Origin of the sequence: Oikeobacillus pervagus, assembly GCF_030813365.1 — a bacterium.
Taxonomy (GTDB): Bacteria; Bacillota; Bacilli; order Bacillales; family DSM-23947; genus Oikeobacillus; species Oikeobacillus pervagus.
This window is the reverse complement of record NZ_JAUSUC010000012.1, coordinates 23,982-41,991: the sequence shown is the minus strand read 5'-3', so window position 1 is coordinate 41,991 and position 18,010 is coordinate 23,982. Positions and strand designations below refer to the sequence as shown.

17 protein-coding genes and 1 riboswitch are annotated in these 18,010 nt (G+C 36.8%); of the genes, 4 read left to right on the top strand and 13 right to left on the bottom strand.

Annotation, left to right across the window (positions count from 1 at the left end):
• Positions 1-22 precede the first annotated feature (22 nt).
• Genes J2S13_RS06530 through J2S13_RS06520 form a run of 3 tightly spaced genes read left to right on the top strand, consistent with a single transcriptional unit; the run spans position 23 to position 3,298 of the window.
• On the top strand, positions 23-1,204 hold the full coding sequence (locus J2S13_RS06530; RefSeq protein ID WP_307256929.1) for an acetyl-CoA C-acetyltransferase: 1,182 nt from the start codon (positions 23-25) through the stop codon (positions 1,202-1,204).
• A gap of 27 nt (positions 1,205-1,231) precedes the next feature.
• Positions 1,232-2,824, top strand: a complete 1,593-nt coding sequence (locus J2S13_RS06525; protein WP_307256928.1) for a class I adenylate-forming enzyme family protein — start codon at positions 1,232-1,234, stop codon at positions 2,822-2,824.
• Positions 2,825-2,848: 24 nt separating this feature from the next.
• The gene (locus J2S13_RS06520; RefSeq protein ID WP_307256927.1) at positions 2,849-3,298 is read left to right on the top strand and encodes an acyl-CoA thioesterase; all 450 of its coding nucleotides are present in this window, start codon (positions 2,849-2,851) and stop codon (positions 3,296-3,298) included.
• A gap of 322 nt (positions 3,299-3,620) precedes the next feature.
• On the opposite strand, the gene J2S13_RS06515 is transcribed toward J2S13_RS06520, so the two are convergent.
• The 10 genes from J2S13_RS06515 to J2S13_RS06470 form a co-directional block, all read right to left on the bottom strand.
• A complete protein-coding gene (locus tag J2S13_RS06515) occupies positions 3,621-4,175 on the bottom strand; it encodes a DUF7010 family protein (protein ID WP_307256926.1) in 555 nt (184 codons plus the stop codon).
• A gap of 980 nt (positions 4,176-5,155) precedes the next feature.
• Positions 5,156-6,199: a flavin-containing monooxygenase gene (locus J2S13_RS06510; RefSeq protein ID WP_307256924.1), complete on the bottom strand. Its 1,044-nt coding sequence runs from the start codon at positions 6,197-6,199 to the stop codon at positions 5,156-5,158.
• A 610-nt stretch (positions 6,200-6,809) separates the two neighbouring features.
• Entirely contained in the window at positions 6,810-8,018 is a 1,209-nt protein-coding gene (locus J2S13_RS06505) for a chromate transporter (protein WP_307256923.1), read from the bottom strand.
• A gap of 42 nt (positions 8,019-8,060) precedes the next feature.
• Entirely contained in the window at positions 8,061-8,369 is a 309-nt protein-coding gene (locus J2S13_RS06500; protein ID WP_307256922.1) for a PadR family transcriptional regulator, read from the bottom strand.
• A 388-nt stretch (positions 8,370-8,757) separates the two neighbouring features.
• Positions 8,758-9,267, bottom strand: coding sequence for a DoxX family protein (locus J2S13_RS06495; protein ID WP_307256921.1), 510 nt, complete (start codon positions 9,265-9,267; stop codon positions 8,758-8,760).
• A 365-nt stretch (positions 9,268-9,632) separates the two neighbouring features.
• Entirely contained in the window at positions 9,633-10,274 is a 642-nt protein-coding gene (gene bluB, locus J2S13_RS06490) for a 5,6-dimethylbenzimidazole synthase (protein WP_307256920.1), read from the bottom strand.
• A gap of 146 nt (positions 10,275-10,420) precedes the next feature.
• Positions 10,421-11,866, bottom strand: a complete 1,446-nt coding sequence (locus J2S13_RS06485; RefSeq protein ID WP_307256919.1) for a serine hydrolase domain-containing protein — start codon at positions 11,864-11,866, stop codon at positions 10,421-10,423.
• An 8-nt stretch (positions 11,867-11,874) separates the two neighbouring features.
• A complete protein-coding gene (locus tag J2S13_RS06480) occupies positions 11,875-12,387 on the bottom strand; it encodes a hypothetical protein (protein WP_307256918.1) in 513 nt (170 codons plus the stop codon).
• On the bottom strand, positions 12,384-12,725 hold the full coding sequence (locus J2S13_RS06475) for a PadR family transcriptional regulator (protein ID WP_307256917.1): 342 nt from the start codon (positions 12,723-12,725) through the stop codon (positions 12,384-12,386). The genes J2S13_RS06480 and J2S13_RS06475 overlap by 4 nt, the downstream gene beginning before the upstream one ends.
• A gap of 277 nt (positions 12,726-13,002) precedes the next feature.
• Positions 13,003-13,575 carry a helix-turn-helix domain-containing protein gene (locus J2S13_RS06470; protein WP_307256916.1) on the bottom strand — a complete coding sequence of 191 codons (573 nt, stop codon included), beginning with the start codon at positions 13,573-13,575 and terminating at the stop codon, positions 13,003-13,005.
• Between the two features lie 119 nt (positions 13,576-13,694).
• A riboswitch (cyclic di-GMP riboswitch) is annotated at positions 13,695-13,778 on the bottom strand.
• 463 nt (positions 13,779-14,241) lie between these two features.
• Between J2S13_RS06470 and J2S13_RS06465 the strand changes: the two genes are divergently transcribed.
• Positions 14,242-14,688: a hypothetical protein gene (locus J2S13_RS06465; RefSeq protein WP_307256915.1), complete on the top strand. Its 447-nt coding sequence runs from the start codon at positions 14,242-14,244 to the stop codon at positions 14,686-14,688.
• 64 nt (positions 14,689-14,752) lie between these two features.
• Here the strand turns inward: J2S13_RS06465 and J2S13_RS06460 are convergent, their stop codons facing one another.
• From J2S13_RS06460 to J2S13_RS06450, 3 genes are read right to left on the bottom strand one after another with little or no spacing between them, the layout of a single operon-like run.
• Positions 14,753-15,994: an ABC transporter permease gene (locus J2S13_RS06460; protein ID WP_307256914.1), complete on the bottom strand. Its 1,242-nt coding sequence runs from the start codon at positions 15,992-15,994 to the stop codon at positions 14,753-14,755.
• Positions 15,987-16,673: an ABC transporter ATP-binding protein gene (locus J2S13_RS06455; RefSeq protein ID WP_307256913.1), complete on the bottom strand. Its 687-nt coding sequence runs from the start codon at positions 16,671-16,673 to the stop codon at positions 15,987-15,989. Before J2S13_RS06455 ends, J2S13_RS06460 begins: the two co-directional genes overlap by 8 nt.
• On the bottom strand, positions 16,651-17,847 hold the full coding sequence (locus tag J2S13_RS06450; RefSeq protein ID WP_307256912.1) for an efflux RND transporter periplasmic adaptor subunit: 1,197 nt from the start codon (positions 17,845-17,847) through the stop codon (positions 16,651-16,653). Before J2S13_RS06450 ends, J2S13_RS06455 begins: the two co-directional genes overlap by 23 nt.
• Between the last annotated feature and the right edge of the window lie 163 nt (positions 17,848-18,010).

Sequence of the window (18,010 nt, the reverse complement as noted above, 5' to 3'; positions counted from 1 at the left end):
AGAGTATACGGGAGGAGATTAGATGAGTAGACATGAAGTGGTTTTACTAGACGGAGCAAGAACCGCATTCACAGAGTTTGGTGGTTCTTTTCAAAAAGTTTCCGCCATTGATTTGGGGGTTGCTAGTGCAAAGGAAGCGATGAACCGTTCCAATGTGGAGCCAGAGGAAATCGATCAAGTCGTCATGGGAAATGTCATACAATCGAGTTCTGATGCGATATATGCAGGTCGTCATATTGGATTAAAATCTGGTGTTCCCGATTCAGTCCCTGGTTTAACGGTTAATCGTCTTTGCGGGTCAGGACTGGAATCGATTGTGACCGCAGCCAAATCAATTTTATTAGGAGAATCAAATCTTGCTCTTGCAGGTGGAACAGAGAACATGAGTCAAGTTCCACATGTCATCCGTGGGGCACGCTGGGGGATCCCATTAGGTGGGAATCCGATGCAGGATTATTTATGGGAAGCATTATATGATCCATATGGTGATTGTACGATGGCTATTACGGCTGAGAACATTGCGGAACAGTATGGGATATCAAGGGAAATGGTAGATGAATTTGCCATCAAAAGTCATGAAAAAGCACTTGCCGCCATTGAAAAAGGGTATTTTGCTGAAGAAATTGTCCCTGTCTCGATTAAAACGAAAAAAGGTGAAAAGACAATTGATCAAGATGAACATCCAAGAGCCACTTCTTTAGAGTCTATTTCAAAATTACCTGCTCGATTTAAAAAAGGGGGAGTCGTAACAGCAGCGAATGCTAGTGGAATCAATGATGGCGCCGCATCAGTTGTTCTAGCATCATCTAGCTACGCTGAAAAAAGAGGTCTTAAACCATTAGCCCGCCTCGTTTCTTGGGGGATTACAGGGGTTGATCCAAAGTTTATGGGACTTGGACCAGTTTCATCGATTCAACAAGCCTTAAAAAAGGCGGATATGACCATTCAAGATTTGGATTTAATTGAAATTAATGAAGCATTTGTTGCCCAATACTTAGGATGTCAAAAATTATTAGACTTCGATCCGGAGATAGGAAATGTCAATGGCGGTGCCGTGGCGCTAGGTCATCCGTTAGGTGCAAGTGGAACGAGAATTTCCCTTTCCTTGCTTTATGAGCTACGTCGCAGAGGGAAAAAATATGGTGCATCCTCGCTTTGTATTGGTGGAGGTCAAGGGATAGCAGCTATTTGGGAATTATTATAAAAGGTAAGAAAGGGCGGGAATTTAAAGATGATTAATATTCAAAATGAAAAGAAGTATGAATTAATCGTTCCTCAGTTGTTAGAAAATGCCTATCGAACAGCGCCCAACCGAGAAGTTATCTATGACGGTGAACGTCGTCTTACTTACCATGATTTAATGGAGGAATCCACTTCTATCGCCTACAGTTTGCAACAAATGGGCGTAAAAAAGGGAGATCGCATCGCAGTATGTCTTCCCAATTCCCATGAATTTATCGTTCTTTTATTTGCTATATCGAAAATCGGGGCAATCCTCATCCCTTTTAATACGCGGTATCGTATAGATGAGATCGAATATATTTTGCGAAACTCAGGAGCAAAGATCGCTTTTTTCACAAAAGAATTTGAAAATATTCATCATTTTGATCAATTTGTTGAAATCAATAAGAAATTATCTTCGCTAGAGCGCCTTGTGACCGTTCGTTTCCAAGAAGAAATTTGCGATAGTTATGACCAATTATTAAAACAGGGGAAAAATCGCCAACCATCCATCCCTCCAATTGATCCTAAAGAGGACGTATTCGCGATCCTCTATACATCGGGTACAACTGGAAAACCTAAAGGGGTGATGCTTACTCACCAAAATGTGCTTTATACAGGGACTGTAGCGAAGGAAAAAATGCAATGTACAGAAGATGATGTCTTTTTAATTCCTGTTCCAGTATTTCATATATTCGGGATCGTCTTTATCATGCACACAGTTTGTTCACAGGCCAGAATGGTATTAATGGAAAAATTCAGTGCCCATGACGCATTAACGCTGATTCAAAATGAAAAAGTCACTGTTCACGCTGGTGTACCGAGTATGTTCATCTTGGAACTTAATCATCCATCCTTTTATTCCTTTGATTTATCGTCATTAAGAACAGGTGAAATGGCTGCTGCCCCATGTCCTGTTGAAATTGTTCGCAAAATAAAAGTCGATATGGGCTGTAATGTACTAGTAGCTTATGGATTAACAGAGACTTCGGCGAACTTAACGATTACAGATTTTACGGATGATGACAACTTAAAATCTGAAACAGTGGGGAAAGCGATCGAGGGGACGGAATTGAAAATTGTCGATAAAAATAGAAAGGAAGTTTCAAGAGGAGAAGTCGGAGAATTAGCTTGTCGCAGCTTGGGGCTGATGAAAAGTTATTATAATATGCCAGAACAAACGAAAGAAGTAGTGGATGAAGCGGGCTGGTTCTATACAGGAGATTTAGCAACTATGGACGAGGAAGGCTATATCCGGATTGTAGGCCGTACGAAAGAAATGATCATAAGAGGAGGATACAATATTTATCCCCGTGAAATAGAAGATGTTTTTTACGAACATCCAAGTGTATTAGATATCGCCGTTGTGGGATTACCTGATACCGTTCTTGGAGAAATCGTTTGTGCTGCGATCCGATTAAAGCAAGGCGAAGAATTTGATGAAATAGAATTAAAAGAATTTGCCAAACAAAAACTAGCAGACTATAAAGTTCCAGATAAAATTATTTTGACCGATGATTTCCCGATGACCGCTTCTGGAAAAATTTTAAAAACAAGTCTTCAAAAAAGATTGAAGCAAGATTTGCAAGCTGAACTAAGATAGGTGAATGTGAGAGGGGGAAGCAACATGAGAAAAAATGAATTTCAAATGATCGTAAACTTTGGAGATACCGATCGAGCAGGAATTGTGTATTATCCTAATTATTTTAAATGGTTTGATATCGCCACACACCAATTCTTCCGAAGTATAAATATGCCATTATCAAAGTTAGATGCCGAACAAAACATTATTGTTCCATTATTAGACGTAGGGTGTACATTCGAAAAAGCCCTATATGATGACGATATTATTACCATTAAGACCGTGGTCTCCGAAGTAAATAATAAGACATTCCAATTCGACCACGAAGTCTATAGAGGAGATGTTAGAACAGGATACGGCCATGAACTCCACGGCTGGGTTAAACGAATGGACAATCAGCTAAAAGCAGTACCAATCCCGCCAGAAATAAGAGATATTTTAACAACCAATCAAGCAAATAAGGTGAAACAAAATAACCCGTGGTTGAGTGCTTAGTGGAGACAAAGGGACAGGTCCCTTGTCCCCTGAAAGAAGGCTTTTCTATTGAAATGGTTGCGAAATTAACTGAATTAACGGAAGACTGTGTAAGGAAATTATTACCTAAAGAAAAGTAGAAGGGGGGCGGATCCAATTAAGTACTGGAATGATTCGCCCATCCCGTTCGTTCTTTCTACCCATGCTATTTTATAGAATTATTAAGGTTTTGCACTTGCCACTTTCCGTTTTACCCGTGCAGTATTTTGCCATAATTGGTTTACCTGCACACTAAAAAAAGTAGCGTAACATCAAACGGGTTCTTTTCTTTAACAAAGGGTCTTTATTTCACTTCGATAATAGACTTTTTTCTATAATCGATATAAGCCCAAGAGATCAAAAGGAAAAGGAGAATTATCATAGACATTGGGATCAACCATAGTCTGTCTCCATCTAAATTCCATCCAATGATCATGATGGTGACTGAAATGATAGGTGCCATGAAGTAATATGGTTTTGCCTGATAAAGCCATCCGTAAGGGAAGAAATGAGCACCGGTTATGATCGCAAAAAAGATAACGGTTTCTTCTGGACTTTTACCAATGGCCCAGATGACGATTGGAAAATAAATAATCTGCGCAAGATTTAAGTATAGCCCTAAAATTCCTAATGGAATATTTTTGTATTTCCAATCAGCCTTTATTATTGTTGAAATCGCAATAGATAGCGGAAACATTAAGCCCGTCGAAAACATCATAAAAATACTTTTCCTAAACATATCGAGTGGTTGTAAAAATATGACGGTAATGATCACCCAAATGATGAGGCCTGAAAGTAAGAATCCTATCCCATTTTTTCCCCCTACTGAAAGTTCATTCCTAGATTCGTGTAAATTCAAAGTATGCATCCACCTTTGCCTAATTATAGTAACCCCTTCCATTATTTCAATAAGAAAAGACCGTTCTCCTTCTAAAGATTAACAACAATTCGAATGGTGATCCTTTATATTCATGTAATTTCAAATCTCATTCATATCTCCTTCACTGTGAATTGCTCTCCTATCATCCTCTTGATACAATAAAGTGAAACTTCATTCAGTGGGGGGGCTTCATCCCCCACTGAATGTTAGTTGAACTTCTCGGACCTTTAGGGGCTGCGATCCTCCACCTATCTTATTTGTTTCCAAGTCATTTGGAGGTGGAGGTTTTACTGCCCGTTAAGGCGGGATAAAAGTGAAAAATAATAATCTGCTATTATAGGAAGTTACGAAAATATGAAAAACTACGGGTGAGTCAAAAATTCCTTGTTTGAATATGTAGGTTAGATAGTGTGAATGTAAAGCACACACACACAATTTTTCAGGCTCCTTCGTACCTAAAATATCATTTTTTTACAATTTATGTAATGTTTTTATTAAGTTCTTTATTTAGATAAAGAAAATAGCGATTTTCTGGCTTAAATTGTGTGAGAGTAATCGATTTTGGCCAAAAATCGCTGTCGCATCCTTTTTGGGTGCGTGGATTGAAATATACTGCAACAAGTGTTGATCCGATTGATATTACAGGCGCATCCTTTATGGGTTCGTGGGTTGAAATCACCATATGATGACCGATATCTACACTTGTGCAAAAAGTCGCTGGTCTTATTGAGACGATCCCAACGGTAAAAAACCTATTTGAAGGAATGATGGGTGAGGCAGAGGAGCAACTAAAAAAACAATGGAATCAATTTTCTTTAAGGGGCGTAACTAAATAATCTATCCTCATCCTTTTTTAGCAAAACAGAATATAATGAGATGATTGATAAACATCCCCTCATTATATTCTGCTTTTTTGTCTTTCATTTTTGGGGGCGGTAGCATTAAAGAAGTTAAGAATGTTAACAAGAATGATTTGCTATTTGATTTACAATATATTTAGCATCTAGTCCAACGCCTTGTAATAGTGCTGATCCGCGTCTATACTGCCATGGTAAACCAATGAAGTATAATCCTCGGACATTTGAAATACCCCGTTTGTGTAGTACTTTCCCGTTTTCATTTAGGATCTCTTCGACGTTTAACCAACTATAATCGGATTTAAAGCCTGTTGCCCAAATAATATTATTTACTTTCATAGATGATGAATCTTTAAAGATGACTCGATTTTGATTGTGTCCGATTACCCTCGGTTTTGTCTTGACTTCTTTGTTCGTAATAGCTTTTTTAAGCTCCAAACCAAATATTGGATCGCCTTTTTTTTGAAGGAATTTCCCTAATAATGATTCAGTATTTGCTTTTAAAACTCCGAATTTGTCAAGCCACCAAAAGATACTTTTTTTCCTAATGATCGAGGGGAAGTAACTTAATTTTTTGCTAATAGCTAAATAAGTATCCCTTTCTTTCGATAATTCTACTGCAATTTGAGCTCCACTATTCCCTCCACCAACTACAAGTACATTCCCTTCTAATAGCTGTTTTGGATTTTTATATTGGGATGAATGGATTTGTTTTATATGAGTCGAAATTTCCTTAGAAAATAAAGGGATGTTGGGTGATTGAAAAGGGCCTGTCGCAATAACAATATTTTTTGCATGATATTCGCCACGATTTGTTTTTATATAGAAATAGTCATTTCCTTTTAAGACATTTATAACATTTGTTTGAAATTGAATGGGGATTTCAAATTTGTTTGCATATTTTTTTAGATACGTAACAATCTCATTTTTTGTAGGGAAACCTTCTTCTTCTCCTTCAAGCGGCATTCCCGGTAGGCAACTATACATTCGTGGGGTAAACAAAACTAAAGAGTCGTATCTCTCTTTCCAGCTTTCTCCAACCTCATTCCCCTTATCTAGAAGAAGAAAATGTTGTTTGAACCGCATTAAATAATAGCCTGCTGCAATACCTGCTTGACCAGCTCCTATGACAATCGTATCGTACATGTTCAACCCTCCCAATATATGAATATATGCTCATATATTGATTTTAATATACATGAACGAAAACTTCAATCTGATATTTCAAGAAAAAGGTAATCCAAAATAAAAAATCCAAGAAAAGAAATCATTCTTTCTTGGAGAAGGGGCTGAACCATTCTGGAGCGTAAATTCTATATGTTGCAATCAATGGAGAAAACCAGGACAATGTCATCAGATTGATTCAATTTCCACCTTGAAATATAAAAATAGGTTTGCCTTCAGGTGGATTCGCTACCAATACATGAGTATTACCGAAATTAGTGTCCACATATTCGTTCCATATCAAACTTGAATGAATGTAGATAGTCTTCATAGTGTTGTAGAATCTTACTCTTTCCCTCATTATGTTTATCCCACCTTAACGGGCAGTAAAACCTCCACCTCAAAATGATTTGGAAACAAAGAAGATAGGTGGAGGATAACAGCCCCTAAAGGTCCGATAAGTTCAACTAACATTCAGTGGGGGATGAAGAAAACCCCAACTGAATGAAGCTTCACTTTGTAAATCGTCTGATTATCCATAAACCCTCTTATGAAAGGCCTATTTTAGTTTAAAGGATTCATTGTATTGAAATTAAAGGAAAGTAAGGAGATACCCACCAATTGCGCCCGTTACGACTATAATCCAAGGTGGAAGCTTCCAATATACTAACATACTAAATAAAACAGCCGCTAAGGCAAAATCAACGGGTTCTAAAATCGAACTGGTCCAGATAGGTTGGTAAAATGCTGAAATTAAGATCCCTACAACGGCAGCATTTACCCCCATAAGTCCATGTTTTACTTTTGAGTTACGGCGAAGGGTGCTCCAAAAAGGCAAGGTACCTAAAATGAGTAGAAAAGCTGGTAGAAAAATCGCAATGGTTGCAATGAATCCTCCTGTCCAACCGTTCATAACAGCCCCTAGGTAGGCAGCGAATGTAAATAATGGACCGGGAACGGCTTGCGCTGCCCCATATCCAGCAAGAAAGGCCTCTTCACTTAACCATCCTGTTGGGACAAATTCGCGTTCTAGTAAAGGTAATACGACATGTCCGCCCCCAAAAACGAGAGAACCCGATCGGTAAAAACTGTCGAACATCGCAATCCAATGTGATGAAGTAGCTTCTCTTAAAATAGGTAAAAGAATAAGTAAACCAAAAAATAGTGTTAAACAAAAGATGGCAAGTCTCCGAGAAATGGGGAAGTCCATTCTAGAATCATTATTTTCAGTATGCTGTCTATATAATAAATACCCGACAAAACCAGATAATAATATAACTCCTAATTGTGTGTAGGCGGTTTGCCATAATAAAGTGACGACCAATGCGAACAGGGCAATCGTTTTCCTTTTTAAATCTGGCAATAACTTTTGGGACATGCCTAAAATTGCGTGGGCAACCACTGCTACTGCCACTACTTTTAAACCATGAATCCACCCGGCATCACCGATATCAAACCCTTGAAGAATTAAGGCAAATACGATAAGAGCTATGACGGAGGGAAGTGTAAATCCTAGAAATGATACAATACCGCCTAAAACACCCGCGCGCATAATTCCAATTCCAATCCCTACTTGGCTACTTGCGGGGCCAGGAAGGAATTGACATAAGGCCACTAAATCAGCATAACTCTTTTCATCTAGCCATTTCCTTTTTCTAATATATTCTTCATGGAAATATCCTAAGTGGGCGATGGGTCCTCCAAAAGAGGTGAACCCAAGCCTTGTTGAAACAAGCAAAATTTCCAACAATGATCGAAACGAGGCTCTCCCCTTTTTTTGGCTTTTTCCTTTTTTTTTCATAGATGCATTCTCCTTTCATATTGGAATGATTAAATAGAGGATCTAGTCTTTAATTTCTTTAAATAATTCGTAGGCTTTATTTCTTGCTTCATTAAGGACTCTAATTCCTTTATCAGTAGTTCGATAATATTTTCGTATTTTTCCCTCAATATTTTTTTCCTCTTTAATTAACAGTCCATCTGATTCCATAGAGTGCAAGATGGGGTATAGGGTCCCAGAACTTATACTGTAACCATGCTCTTTAAGTTCTTCTAACATCCATAATCCAAAAATAGGATGTTCTTTAGCGTGGTGTAGAATATGAATATGTATAAACCCCAAAAACAATTTACGTAGAACTTTATCTTCCACAATGATTCCTCCATTATATTTGAAAAACTATATTATCGAATTCCAATATCGAAATTCGATAATGATTATATCATAGTATTTTCATTGATCTAAAGTATTTACAGAAATTTAACAATTCAACATTATATTTCCGTAAATATCCATTTGGGAAATACAATGAATAGTTGAGTTTGGATAGCGGGGATTTTTGAAGGAAAACATAAAAAAAGCTTCTTACTTGCTCAAAAGGGAATAGATTACAATCGTGAGCAGATGATAAAGTGGGAAAAGGCTACTACTGAATGAGATAAGAAAATTAAGAAGGAAAATAATAATGAAATAAGAAATAAGGAAACAAGCCTTTCTTTTGAAAAATTTGTTTCCTTAAGTCCCTTTTGGGGTGTAAATATTAAACAGCATCCATTTCTTTTCTTGTTTTGTTCACAAATTGTTTTCCTTTAAGAGATGGCATGACCAATCCATCAATCCCGTATTTTCCAGCGTTCTTTGCGGAAATAAGGATAAACATAGATAACAAAACAAGTTGCGGGTTTGTACTTGTTGTGCCGCTAAATAGATAAGAAAAATTCATCATTAATCCGAAAAAGACGGCTGATTTAGTGAAACAACCCAATAATAAACCTATTCCCACAAGGAATTCTCCCCAAGGTACTAAAGTATTGAATATCTCTACATTTTGAATCGCTATATTTTCTAGAAAAGCAGCCCACCAACCTTGAACGGCTGGATGCTCTCCTGTTGCTTTGGCAACCGCCCCCTGTAAGAAGCCAGAAGCATCAAATTGCCCGCCGGCGATCTTTCCCCAACCTGCCGTCATCCATGTATACCCGAGATATACACGTAACACAGCTAAAAGGATGGAGATCTTTGTATTCTCCCTTAGAAAATGAATAAACATACAATTCCTCCTAGTATATCAATTAATTTTAAAAAATAATTATAATGGATATAATACTATAAATGAAAATGATTTTCATTATCTTTTGTGTAACAAATATATTACAATTCCTATTTGGTAACTAAGAGAATGGACATTCCTATACAAATAGGGATTATTTGAGCATTTTTTCAGGCACATTTGGAAAAAAAGAAAAAATTCAATTTTAATACTGAGAAATTAGGCATGTTTTATTGGAGAAGTGAAGGATCGCACCATTTTTTAGTAAACAAGAAAAAAAGAAATAAACTTTTCTTGAAAACAAGAATAGTTTATTTCTTCTCATCTTAAACGGTCTATTCAACAAACCCCAATAGAGCTAATGTTTATTTTTCTCCCCATTTATTCTCGAATATGAGATGTTCTAAAGAGCGTCTCTTTTCCCAATTAGCCAACTCTAAAATGGGTTTTTCCGGATAATCATCTGTGTAACCAATCGATATAAGAGCGATAGGATCAATATGTGGTGGGACTTCTAGAATGTCCCGAACATCATTTTTTTTATAGAAGCTGACCCATCCCATTGCGAGTCCTTCAGCGCAAGATGCTAACCACATATTTTGAATCGCACAGGCTGTAGACATGATGTCTGTTTCTGGAATGGAGTTTCGCCCTAATACATGCGACCCCCCTCTTGTAGGGTCACATGTTACACAAATCGTGATTGGGGCTTCTTTTAACCCCTCGACTTTTAAGTCCAAAAACTTTGTGGCTTTTTCTCCTTCATAGTGAATCGCTAATGCCTGCCGTTCCTTTTCAGCTGCCCATGCCAATTTCTCCTTAATATCGTCTGAGGAAATTAAGATAAAATTCCAAGGTTGCATAAAACCTACGGAAGGGGCATGATGGGCTGCATTCAATATTCTATATAAAGTTTCTTTGGGAATAGGAGTGGATAAAAAACTGCGGATATCTCTCCTGTTGTAAATCACTTTATAGATGGCTTCTTTCTCTTCGTTTGAAAACATATTTTTCTCCCCTTTAAATATGATTCCTTTCTATTAATGAACATGTCTTTCCGACTATATCAAGAGTCTCATAGATGAACTACTCTTTCGATCATATTTTATCATCAAAATGTGGATCATGAATATGTTAATTGCGATTGTACTATTTATCGTTTAACGGAATGATAGATGGATAATATACCGTTCAATGCTAAAAGAATCACCATTAGGATGGTTAGAAATGCAATGTCGGCAGCAAATACTTTTAACGTATGCCAAGGGGTTCCCACACGATAGATGAGCGATGGAATCATGGAAATGGATAAAATGAGCAAAACGATCCCAAATATACGCCATGCCTTTCTTTTATGAATTTTTTTCGATTGAATCTGTACTAGAAGGGTAGCGAACAATACAAAAAGAAGACCAATGATCCCCATAACTACGATTTGAGTATAAGGGGGACTTTTTGGAATATCAGCTGGTTTCTCCCCATTCAAAATATCAATGATCCCGTTTCTAAGATGAATCAATGCCGCTTCCTCTAGAATATGATTTTTATTTGTAAGGATGACTCCACCCCAACCAGTTTCTGGAATGGCGAATAATTCTGCGCGTGAATCAGGGGTAGACCCTGAATGCCAAATCATTTTTCCTCCTAGGTCTAGATTTGTAATCCTTAAACCTAAGCCATAATAACGATTTTCATCTGTTTGAACATGAGAGGATATATAAAGATGCATATTAGGATCCGTTAAAAATTGATTATGATCATGCTGACTAAGGAATTGAATGTATTCGGCCATATCTTCTACACTTGCGGCAATATATCCATATGGTGCTCCGCTCGTATCATATGTGATAGAACTTTTTCGAGGGATTCCTAACCAAGACTGATAACCAGCTAGATATCCTTTTTTATAGGCCGAATGATGATCAGCTGCTGCATTCTTCATATTTAATGGTAAAAATACTTGCTGTTCCATGTATTTAGAATAGGTTTGATGGGTAACCTCTTCAATTAAAGCACCGAGAATCAGGAAATTAGCATTACTATATTGATATTTTTCTCCAGGTGTAGCGGTTAGCTTAACATTTGATAGACTTTTTACATTCTTTTGGATCGCATCGGATTCTTTAGATTCTTTGTCTGATATGGACAAACCGGAATAAGTACTGATTCCACTTGTATGGGTGAGTAAATGTTTGATGGTAATCTGAGATGTGGCTTGTTGGTCTTTTAGTGTAAACCAAGGAAGATATTTTTTGATTGGATCTTCTAGATGGATGGTTTCTTCATCGATTAATCTCATTATGGCAAGACCTGTCAATGATTTACTAATCGATCCGATCGTAAAGGGGGTTTGGGTCGTTACCTTTTCCTTCGATTCTCCCGTTACACCCCATGAATTAGAATAGAAGAGATCGTTTTCATGAACAATCGCAACAGAAGCACCTGGAATGTGATGTTCTTCTAAAAAATTTTCGATATAGGTGTCTATAGTACTCTTCATGTCTTGTTTTGCTGCGGTTTGTGAAATAGGGAAAAATAGGGATGAAAGCAACAATAGGCATACCAACATAACTTTCGATGTCGCTGTTAATATTTTCATCATATTGTTCACCAACCTCTTATTTTTGAAACAAAAAGTTTTACGGTAAGCACGGAAACTAAAAGAGCAGTAGAAAAACTAATGATGATAAGCATGAAATTCCACCATGTATGGTCAGATATCTGATAAAAGATATGATAATCAAATGAGCGATTCGTATATTGCGGGTTAAAGGATTCCGTTAAGAACATCGATAAGATGAGTTGAGAGGCAAGATAGGTGAAAATAAACGAGAGGGATCCGGTCAAAAGTAAAATCCCCATCCTCTTATCGGATTTCCGCATTTTTGTCATTTTGGCGTGCAGATCTATTCCATTAATATCTAAAAAGTCTTTCACAAATGTTGTTGAATCGCCTAATTCATGAAGGCTATCTTGGCCATGTTCGCGAGCTTCTTGTATATGCTCTAAAATCTGTTGTTTAATATTGTTTCGGCTTTTTGAACTAACTTGATATTGCTTTAATTCTTCAAGAACTTCATTTAAAAACTGTTTTTCTTTCATCGTCAATTTCAAGTTCATGTCAATGGAACTCCTTTCAAACTGTTTTGTAATAAGGATTTTATATCCTGTTGTAACCCTAGCCACTCATTGATTTGATTTTGTAGGTATATTTTTCCTGTTTCATTGATTTCATAATAAACCCGAACTTTTCCATTTTCTGTCATCTCCCGGTTCATATCAACACATTCCTGGTCCTTGAGTTTATTCAAAATCGGGTAAATACTCCCTACTCCTTTCAATTTTAAATTGTATTTTTCAAGTTCTTTCATAATTTCATAACCATAACTTTTTTCCTTAGACAAAATGGCTAATACACACATTTCTAAATGACCTTTAATTAAACTTGTTCTATCCATAAAATAAACTTAACAAAATTATATATTTCATTCAAGAGTATAATTTAATCAAAAGTAAAATATACATGGTGGGAAAATGAGAACAGCGATTGACTTTTTAAATACTGTGGAACAAAACAAGGAGGGTTTGAAAATACATGCTTAGATGGGGATTCCAACCAAAAAGGAGTGGAAGTTTGTTACTCCCACTCATCTAAAGCTGAACTTTCATATTTAAATTTCAAAAGTAATCCTTTCAATAGGGAAGAAAGAGGGCGACCCATGATTCAAGGATTTTCTAGATAATTCGTTTATATCGGCGAACAATACTGTTTACGCTACGATCCATTATTTCACCGATTTCTGCATAAGTAAGACCTTCATTTCTTAATTCCAAAAGGGTTTGATCTTCTTTCGTTGTCCATTGTTGATATACTCTTTTTTTTCTCACTTTCTTTTCTCTCTCATTTCTCCTTTCTTCAGCAACCCAATCTGGTTCTGGAGGTAAGGATTGAGGCTCTATATTTAAAAACTGTATTTTTGATTTATTTTTCTCAGCCCATGTCCAAAATTTAGTAGGGTCAATAAAATAAAAGATTTTCGATTTCTTTGTGATTTTCTTTCGATAAGGTAATCCGTGTTTTTGTGTCCACCATTTCACTGTATTTCGTTCAACTTTTAAAATATTTGCAAGCTCTCCGATGGTGACAAGTCCTGTTTGTTGTTTCGTGTTAGCAATTCCTAAACGGTTCATCTTAATTCTTACGGATTCATATGTACGTCCCATTTTTTCAGCGATGGTTGAAACTTTATAAAAACCGATATTCTCTTCCAAATATTCGATTTCATCGAGATTCCATTGTTTGCTCAATTACAGTACATCCTCCTTTTGATCTACAATGCTTTTATCAGTCAGTTTTGTATACAAAATAAAAAAGCTATTCTAATTTTTAGAATAGCCAAATATTAGATCGTCAATAGACCATCAATGTTGGTAGCCAGGCGATCATAGTTTTAAACCTTAGACCCTAGGCTTTGCGTCCTATCCTTTCGAATAGTTTGCCTTTATCTACAGTTATATTGGATGATTAGATTTTTAATTATGGTACTAAATTATCACAAATCACTCAATTCCGACAACGTTTTTTAACAAAACTTAACAAAACTTAACATATTTCCACATATTTCTACAATTTGTTAACAATAGACCATCAATGTTGGATTCTAATGAAAAACTGTATCATATTATCTTTTTAAAAACTGTGAGAAACGTCACAGGGATATCGTTTATCCCGCCTTAACGGGCAGTAAAACCTCCACCTCAAAATGATTTGGAAACAAAGAAGATAGGTGGAGGATAACTGCCCCTAAAGGTCCGATAAGGTCAACTAACATTTTAGTGGGGGATGAAGAAAACCCCCACTGAATGAAGTTTCACTTTATAGCCAACCATTTCCCCCCATTTTTGATAAAATATATACTGAGGCGTGTCGGTGGAAATGAGGATAGTAATGATTCAAAAAAATGGGGTGTCAAAATGGAATTAGTCATTTTACTTTTGGCGATAACATTTCCTTTGTTTGCGGCATTTATGGTTGTTTCATTTTATGAGGATTCGTGGAATCATTTCATTCCGTTTGCTGGATGGAGTAAGGCAAATCATCTATATTTCTGTAAAAAATGTGGTCAATATAGTAGAGAATACCAACTCATTCTTCATCAATTGGAAAAAGGGGGAGGGAGAGTCTCAGATCTTGAGCATTCCTGTCCACATTGTCGTTCAAAGAAGCAAATGCAATTTGTGGATAGGTCTCGTTATCGCAAATGGATGAACTCTTTACCTGAATCACCAAAGCTCGGCTTGATTCCCTATTTTTTTGTATATAAAAAAGGAATCAAGAAGGTGAAAAGGCTGAAAAAGGAACAAGAATATATTGAAGAATATCAAAGCTATATTGATAGTAAAGAGGAGAAACTTAAATAATCTGTACCTGTTCAAACGGGAAAAAAGGAATATCCCACTGTTTTGAGATATCCCTATATAATAGCTATTCGTAACGTAGAGCATCGATCGGTTTCATTTTTGCTGCTTTTAAGGATGGGATTAGCCCGAAGATAATCCCGACTGCCATGGAAAATAAGACGGAACCGATGACCGCTGGAACGGGTACAGCAAATGGTAAATGGGCAAAATGAGCAATTGCTTTTGCTCCTCCTAAACCAGTTAATATGCCGATAATTCCGCCAATACTTGTTAGAACTGCAGCTTCGGTTAAAAATTGAGCTAAAATAATCCGACGTTTTGCTCCTAATGCTTTTTTAATCCCGATTTCACGTGTCCGCTCTGTGACGGAAACAAGCATAATATTCATTACCCCGATTCCCCCTACTAATAGGGAAATACTTGCAATCCCTCCTAAAAGTAATGAAAAGGCACGGTTGAATTCCTCTAGATCTGCCATAATATCATCTAGGTTAGGGATGCTATAATGCCAGGTTGACTCTTCGGGAATATCTTCATTTAACACGGTGGCAACTGATTGACCAGCTGCTTCTAACTCGTCAGAATGATTGGCTTGCACAATAATTTGCGGCATATCATTAAAACTGCCTAAATAAGGCCAAGCTTTAGTCGGAATCAGCATCTTTCCTTGTTCAAAATCCGTCATCATTAAATTCTTTTCTTTCTTTTTCTTTTCTTTATAGACCCCAATGACTCGGAAAGGGATCGAGTTCACTTCGATGAACTGATTAATGGCTTCACCATCAGGAAATAGCTGATTCTTTGTCGTTTCATTAATCATCGTGACTTGAAAGCCTTTATCATATTCGATTCTAGTAATTTTTCTTCCTTCTAGGATCTGTATAGGGAAGGAAGAAAGATAGTTTTCATCCATTGCGTAAATTTCAGTATCTGAGAAATTATTTAAATGAAACACTTGAGCGTAATTTTGATAGAACACAGCGACATTTTTGACGAAATCCATTGAAGCCGCCTCTTCAAGTCGCTCTTTCGTGATGGGAGGGAGGGCATTGGGAGGTGGGTCCTCTACTACTTCCCCAATATACTCCCCAGGCATACCAGATTGATTGTCGGATTGGAACATGACCGTAATAGAATTGTTTCCAGTACCAATCATTTCTGACTTTAAGCTTTCCTTTTGCCCTTCAATCATCGAGACAATCGCGATAATCGCAGCAATCCCAATAATAACTCCTAGCATGGTTAAAATCGAACGCATTTTATGAGCAAAGATTGATTGAAAGGAAAGTTTAATATGATCAAACATTCACAACTCTCCTTTCATCTTCCATAATTTGTCCATCGCGAATAAAGATTTTTCGGTTTGTAAAGTCAGCAATTTCCTGCTCATGGGTAATTAAAACAACGGTAACCCCTTCTTGATTCAGTTTTGTAAAAATATCCATGACTTGTTCACTTGATTTAGAATCTAATGCCCCGGTTGGTTCATCAGCTAGTACGAATTTCGGTTGATTGACGATGGCCCTTGCTATTGCGACACGTTGTTTTTGTCCGCCGGAAAGTTGTGTAGGTTTAAAATGAAGGCGATCCGCTAAACCTACTTTTGTTAAAGCTTCAATAGCCCGCTTTCTCCTTTCTTTTTTCTCCACTTTTGCATAAATTAGTGGTAATTCGACATTTTCCAACGCGGTGGAACGAGGGAGCAAATTAAAGCTTTGAAAGACAAACCCGATAAATTGATTGCGAATGGCCGCTAATTCATTTTCTTTTCCAGCTAACATGTTTTTTCCTTCTAATGTATATTCTCCTGAAGTGGGGGTATCTAAGCAGCCGATAATATTCATGAGAGTCGATTTTCCCGAACCAGAAGGTCCCATGATTGAGACATATTCTCCCTGTTCAATGGAAAGATTGATATGGTGGAGGATAGGGATTTCCTCTTTTCCTTGTTTATATGATTTATTAATGTTCTTCAATTGAATCATCGATTGTTACCTTCTTTCCCTCTTTTAAAGAATCTTCCGGGAATAAAATATAGTCATCTAATGAAAGTCCCTTTTGAATTACAACCATCATTCCATCTTCCATCTCTTTCCCCAATTCAACTTTTTGTTTCATGAGAGCTCCATCTTTTACTTTCCACACATAGGCATGGTCATCTTCATGCACGATGATGTCTGATGGAAGGACGACTTCTTGTTTGTCACCGGCTTGATCTGTTAATTCGATAAAGACATGGTACCCAAAATCCAAGCCTTCATGGTCGTCTAACTGAACTTTAAATGGATAATTTGAGGCAGTTGGGTTTGTTGGATCTTGAAAATCCATAGAAGGGTCACCTGCATTTTCTTCGGAAGGCAATTTACCAATTTCCACAATTTTACCCGACCATTTTTTCTCTGGATCCTTACGACTTACGACACTGACTTTTTGATTGATTTTTAGTTCATCTTTTACTAATTCATTCACAGTTCCTTTTACATACACGTTTTCCGTATTCACGATCTGCATGAAGCTCCCAGCAGTTGCTTGTCCATTTTCTTCATTTCCTTGTTTTTGTTGTTCTACGTCAATTTTTTGGACAATTCCATTTACTTTTGCTGTTACAATATTGTCATTCATTTTTTTTCTGAATTCTTCGTAATCCATTCTTACTTTTTGTGCTTCAAGTTCAGCTACTTTTAAATCGACTTCAGATTGGCTCAATTGTTGTTGAAGCTCTTTTTTTTCATCGGATGCTGCCTTATTAATTTGTTGACGGAAGGAAGCCATTTCTTTCTTCTTTTGATTAATCGTAACGGCAGACATTTCTACATTAATTGACTTTTCCTTTAATTGTAGTTGGCCTTCTTGGTTATTATAGGAGAAAAGTTTTGTCCCACTTTTTACCTCATCGCCTTCTTTAACAAATATTTCGGCGACCTTTCCGCGGTCTGGCTCCAACATGATTTTTTGTGTTTCTTTCGGTTCTACAACCCCTGCGAACAATTGTCCATTTGCACTTACACCATTGCTTAACTCTCTAACTTGAATAGGCATTGGTTCGCCGTTTCCCATCGCTTCATCCGAACCTTTATTAAAGAAAAGGAAACTCCCTATACCTAATACGGCTATAACGATAATAGCCGCTATTATCATGATCCATTTTTTCTTTTTCATTGCTTATCCTCCTCGTAGACAACATAATATCTCAATTTTTGCTAATCTAATGGATATTTTACCAGATTATTGTAAAAGACTATTAATAGTTTAGCATAATCATAGTGTTCGGGAAATGAAATATTACATTTTTGTAACTATATTTACAAAAATATGATATTTG

Coding starts and splice junctions, on each gene's coding strand:
- J2S13_RS06530 (WP_307256929.1), top strand. CDS start 23: ATGAGTAGACATGAAGTGGTTTTACTAGACGGAGCAAGAACCGCATTC.
- J2S13_RS06525 (WP_307256928.1), top strand. CDS start 1,232: ATGATTAATATTCAAAATGAAAAGAAGTATGAATTAATCGTTCCTCAG.
- J2S13_RS06520 (WP_307256927.1), top strand. CDS start 2,849: ATGAGAAAAAATGAATTTCAAATGATCGTAAACTTTGGAGATACCGAT.
- J2S13_RS06510 (WP_307256924.1), bottom strand. CDS start 6,199: ATGTACGATACGATTGTCATAGGAGCTGGTCAAGCAGGTATTGCAGCA.
- J2S13_RS06505 (WP_307256923.1), bottom strand. CDS start 8,018: ATGAAAAAAAAAGGAAAAAGCCAAAAAAAGGGGAGAGCCTCGTTTCGA.
- J2S13_RS06495 (WP_307256921.1), bottom strand. CDS start 9,267: ATGTTTATTCATTTTCTAAGGGAGAATACAAAGATCTCCATCCTTTTA.
- bluB (WP_307256920.1), bottom strand. CDS start 10,274: ATGTTTTCAAACGAAGAGAAAGAAGCCATCTATAAAGTGATTTACAAC.
- J2S13_RS06485 (WP_307256919.1), bottom strand. CDS start 11,866: ATGAAAATATTAACAGCGACATCGAAAGTTATGTTGGTATGCCTATTG.
- J2S13_RS06480 (WP_307256918.1), bottom strand. CDS start 12,387: ATGAACTTGAAATTGACGATGAAAGAAAAACAGTTTTTAAATGAAGTT.
- J2S13_RS06475 (WP_307256917.1), bottom strand. CDS start 12,725: ATGGATAGAACAAGTTTAATTAAAGGTCATTTAGAAATGTGTGTATTA.
- J2S13_RS06465 (WP_307256915.1), top strand. CDS start 14,242: ATGGAATTAGTCATTTTACTTTTGGCGATAACATTTCCTTTGTTTGCG.
- J2S13_RS06460 (WP_307256914.1), bottom strand. CDS start 15,994: ATGTTTGATCATATTAAACTTTCCTTTCAATCAATCTTTGCTCATAAA.
- J2S13_RS06455 (WP_307256913.1), bottom strand. CDS start 16,673: ATGATTCAATTGAAGAACATTAATAAATCATATAAACAAGGAAAAGAG.
- J2S13_RS06450 (WP_307256912.1), bottom strand. CDS start 17,847: ATGAAAAAGAAAAAATGGATCATGATAATAGCGGCTATTATCGTTATA.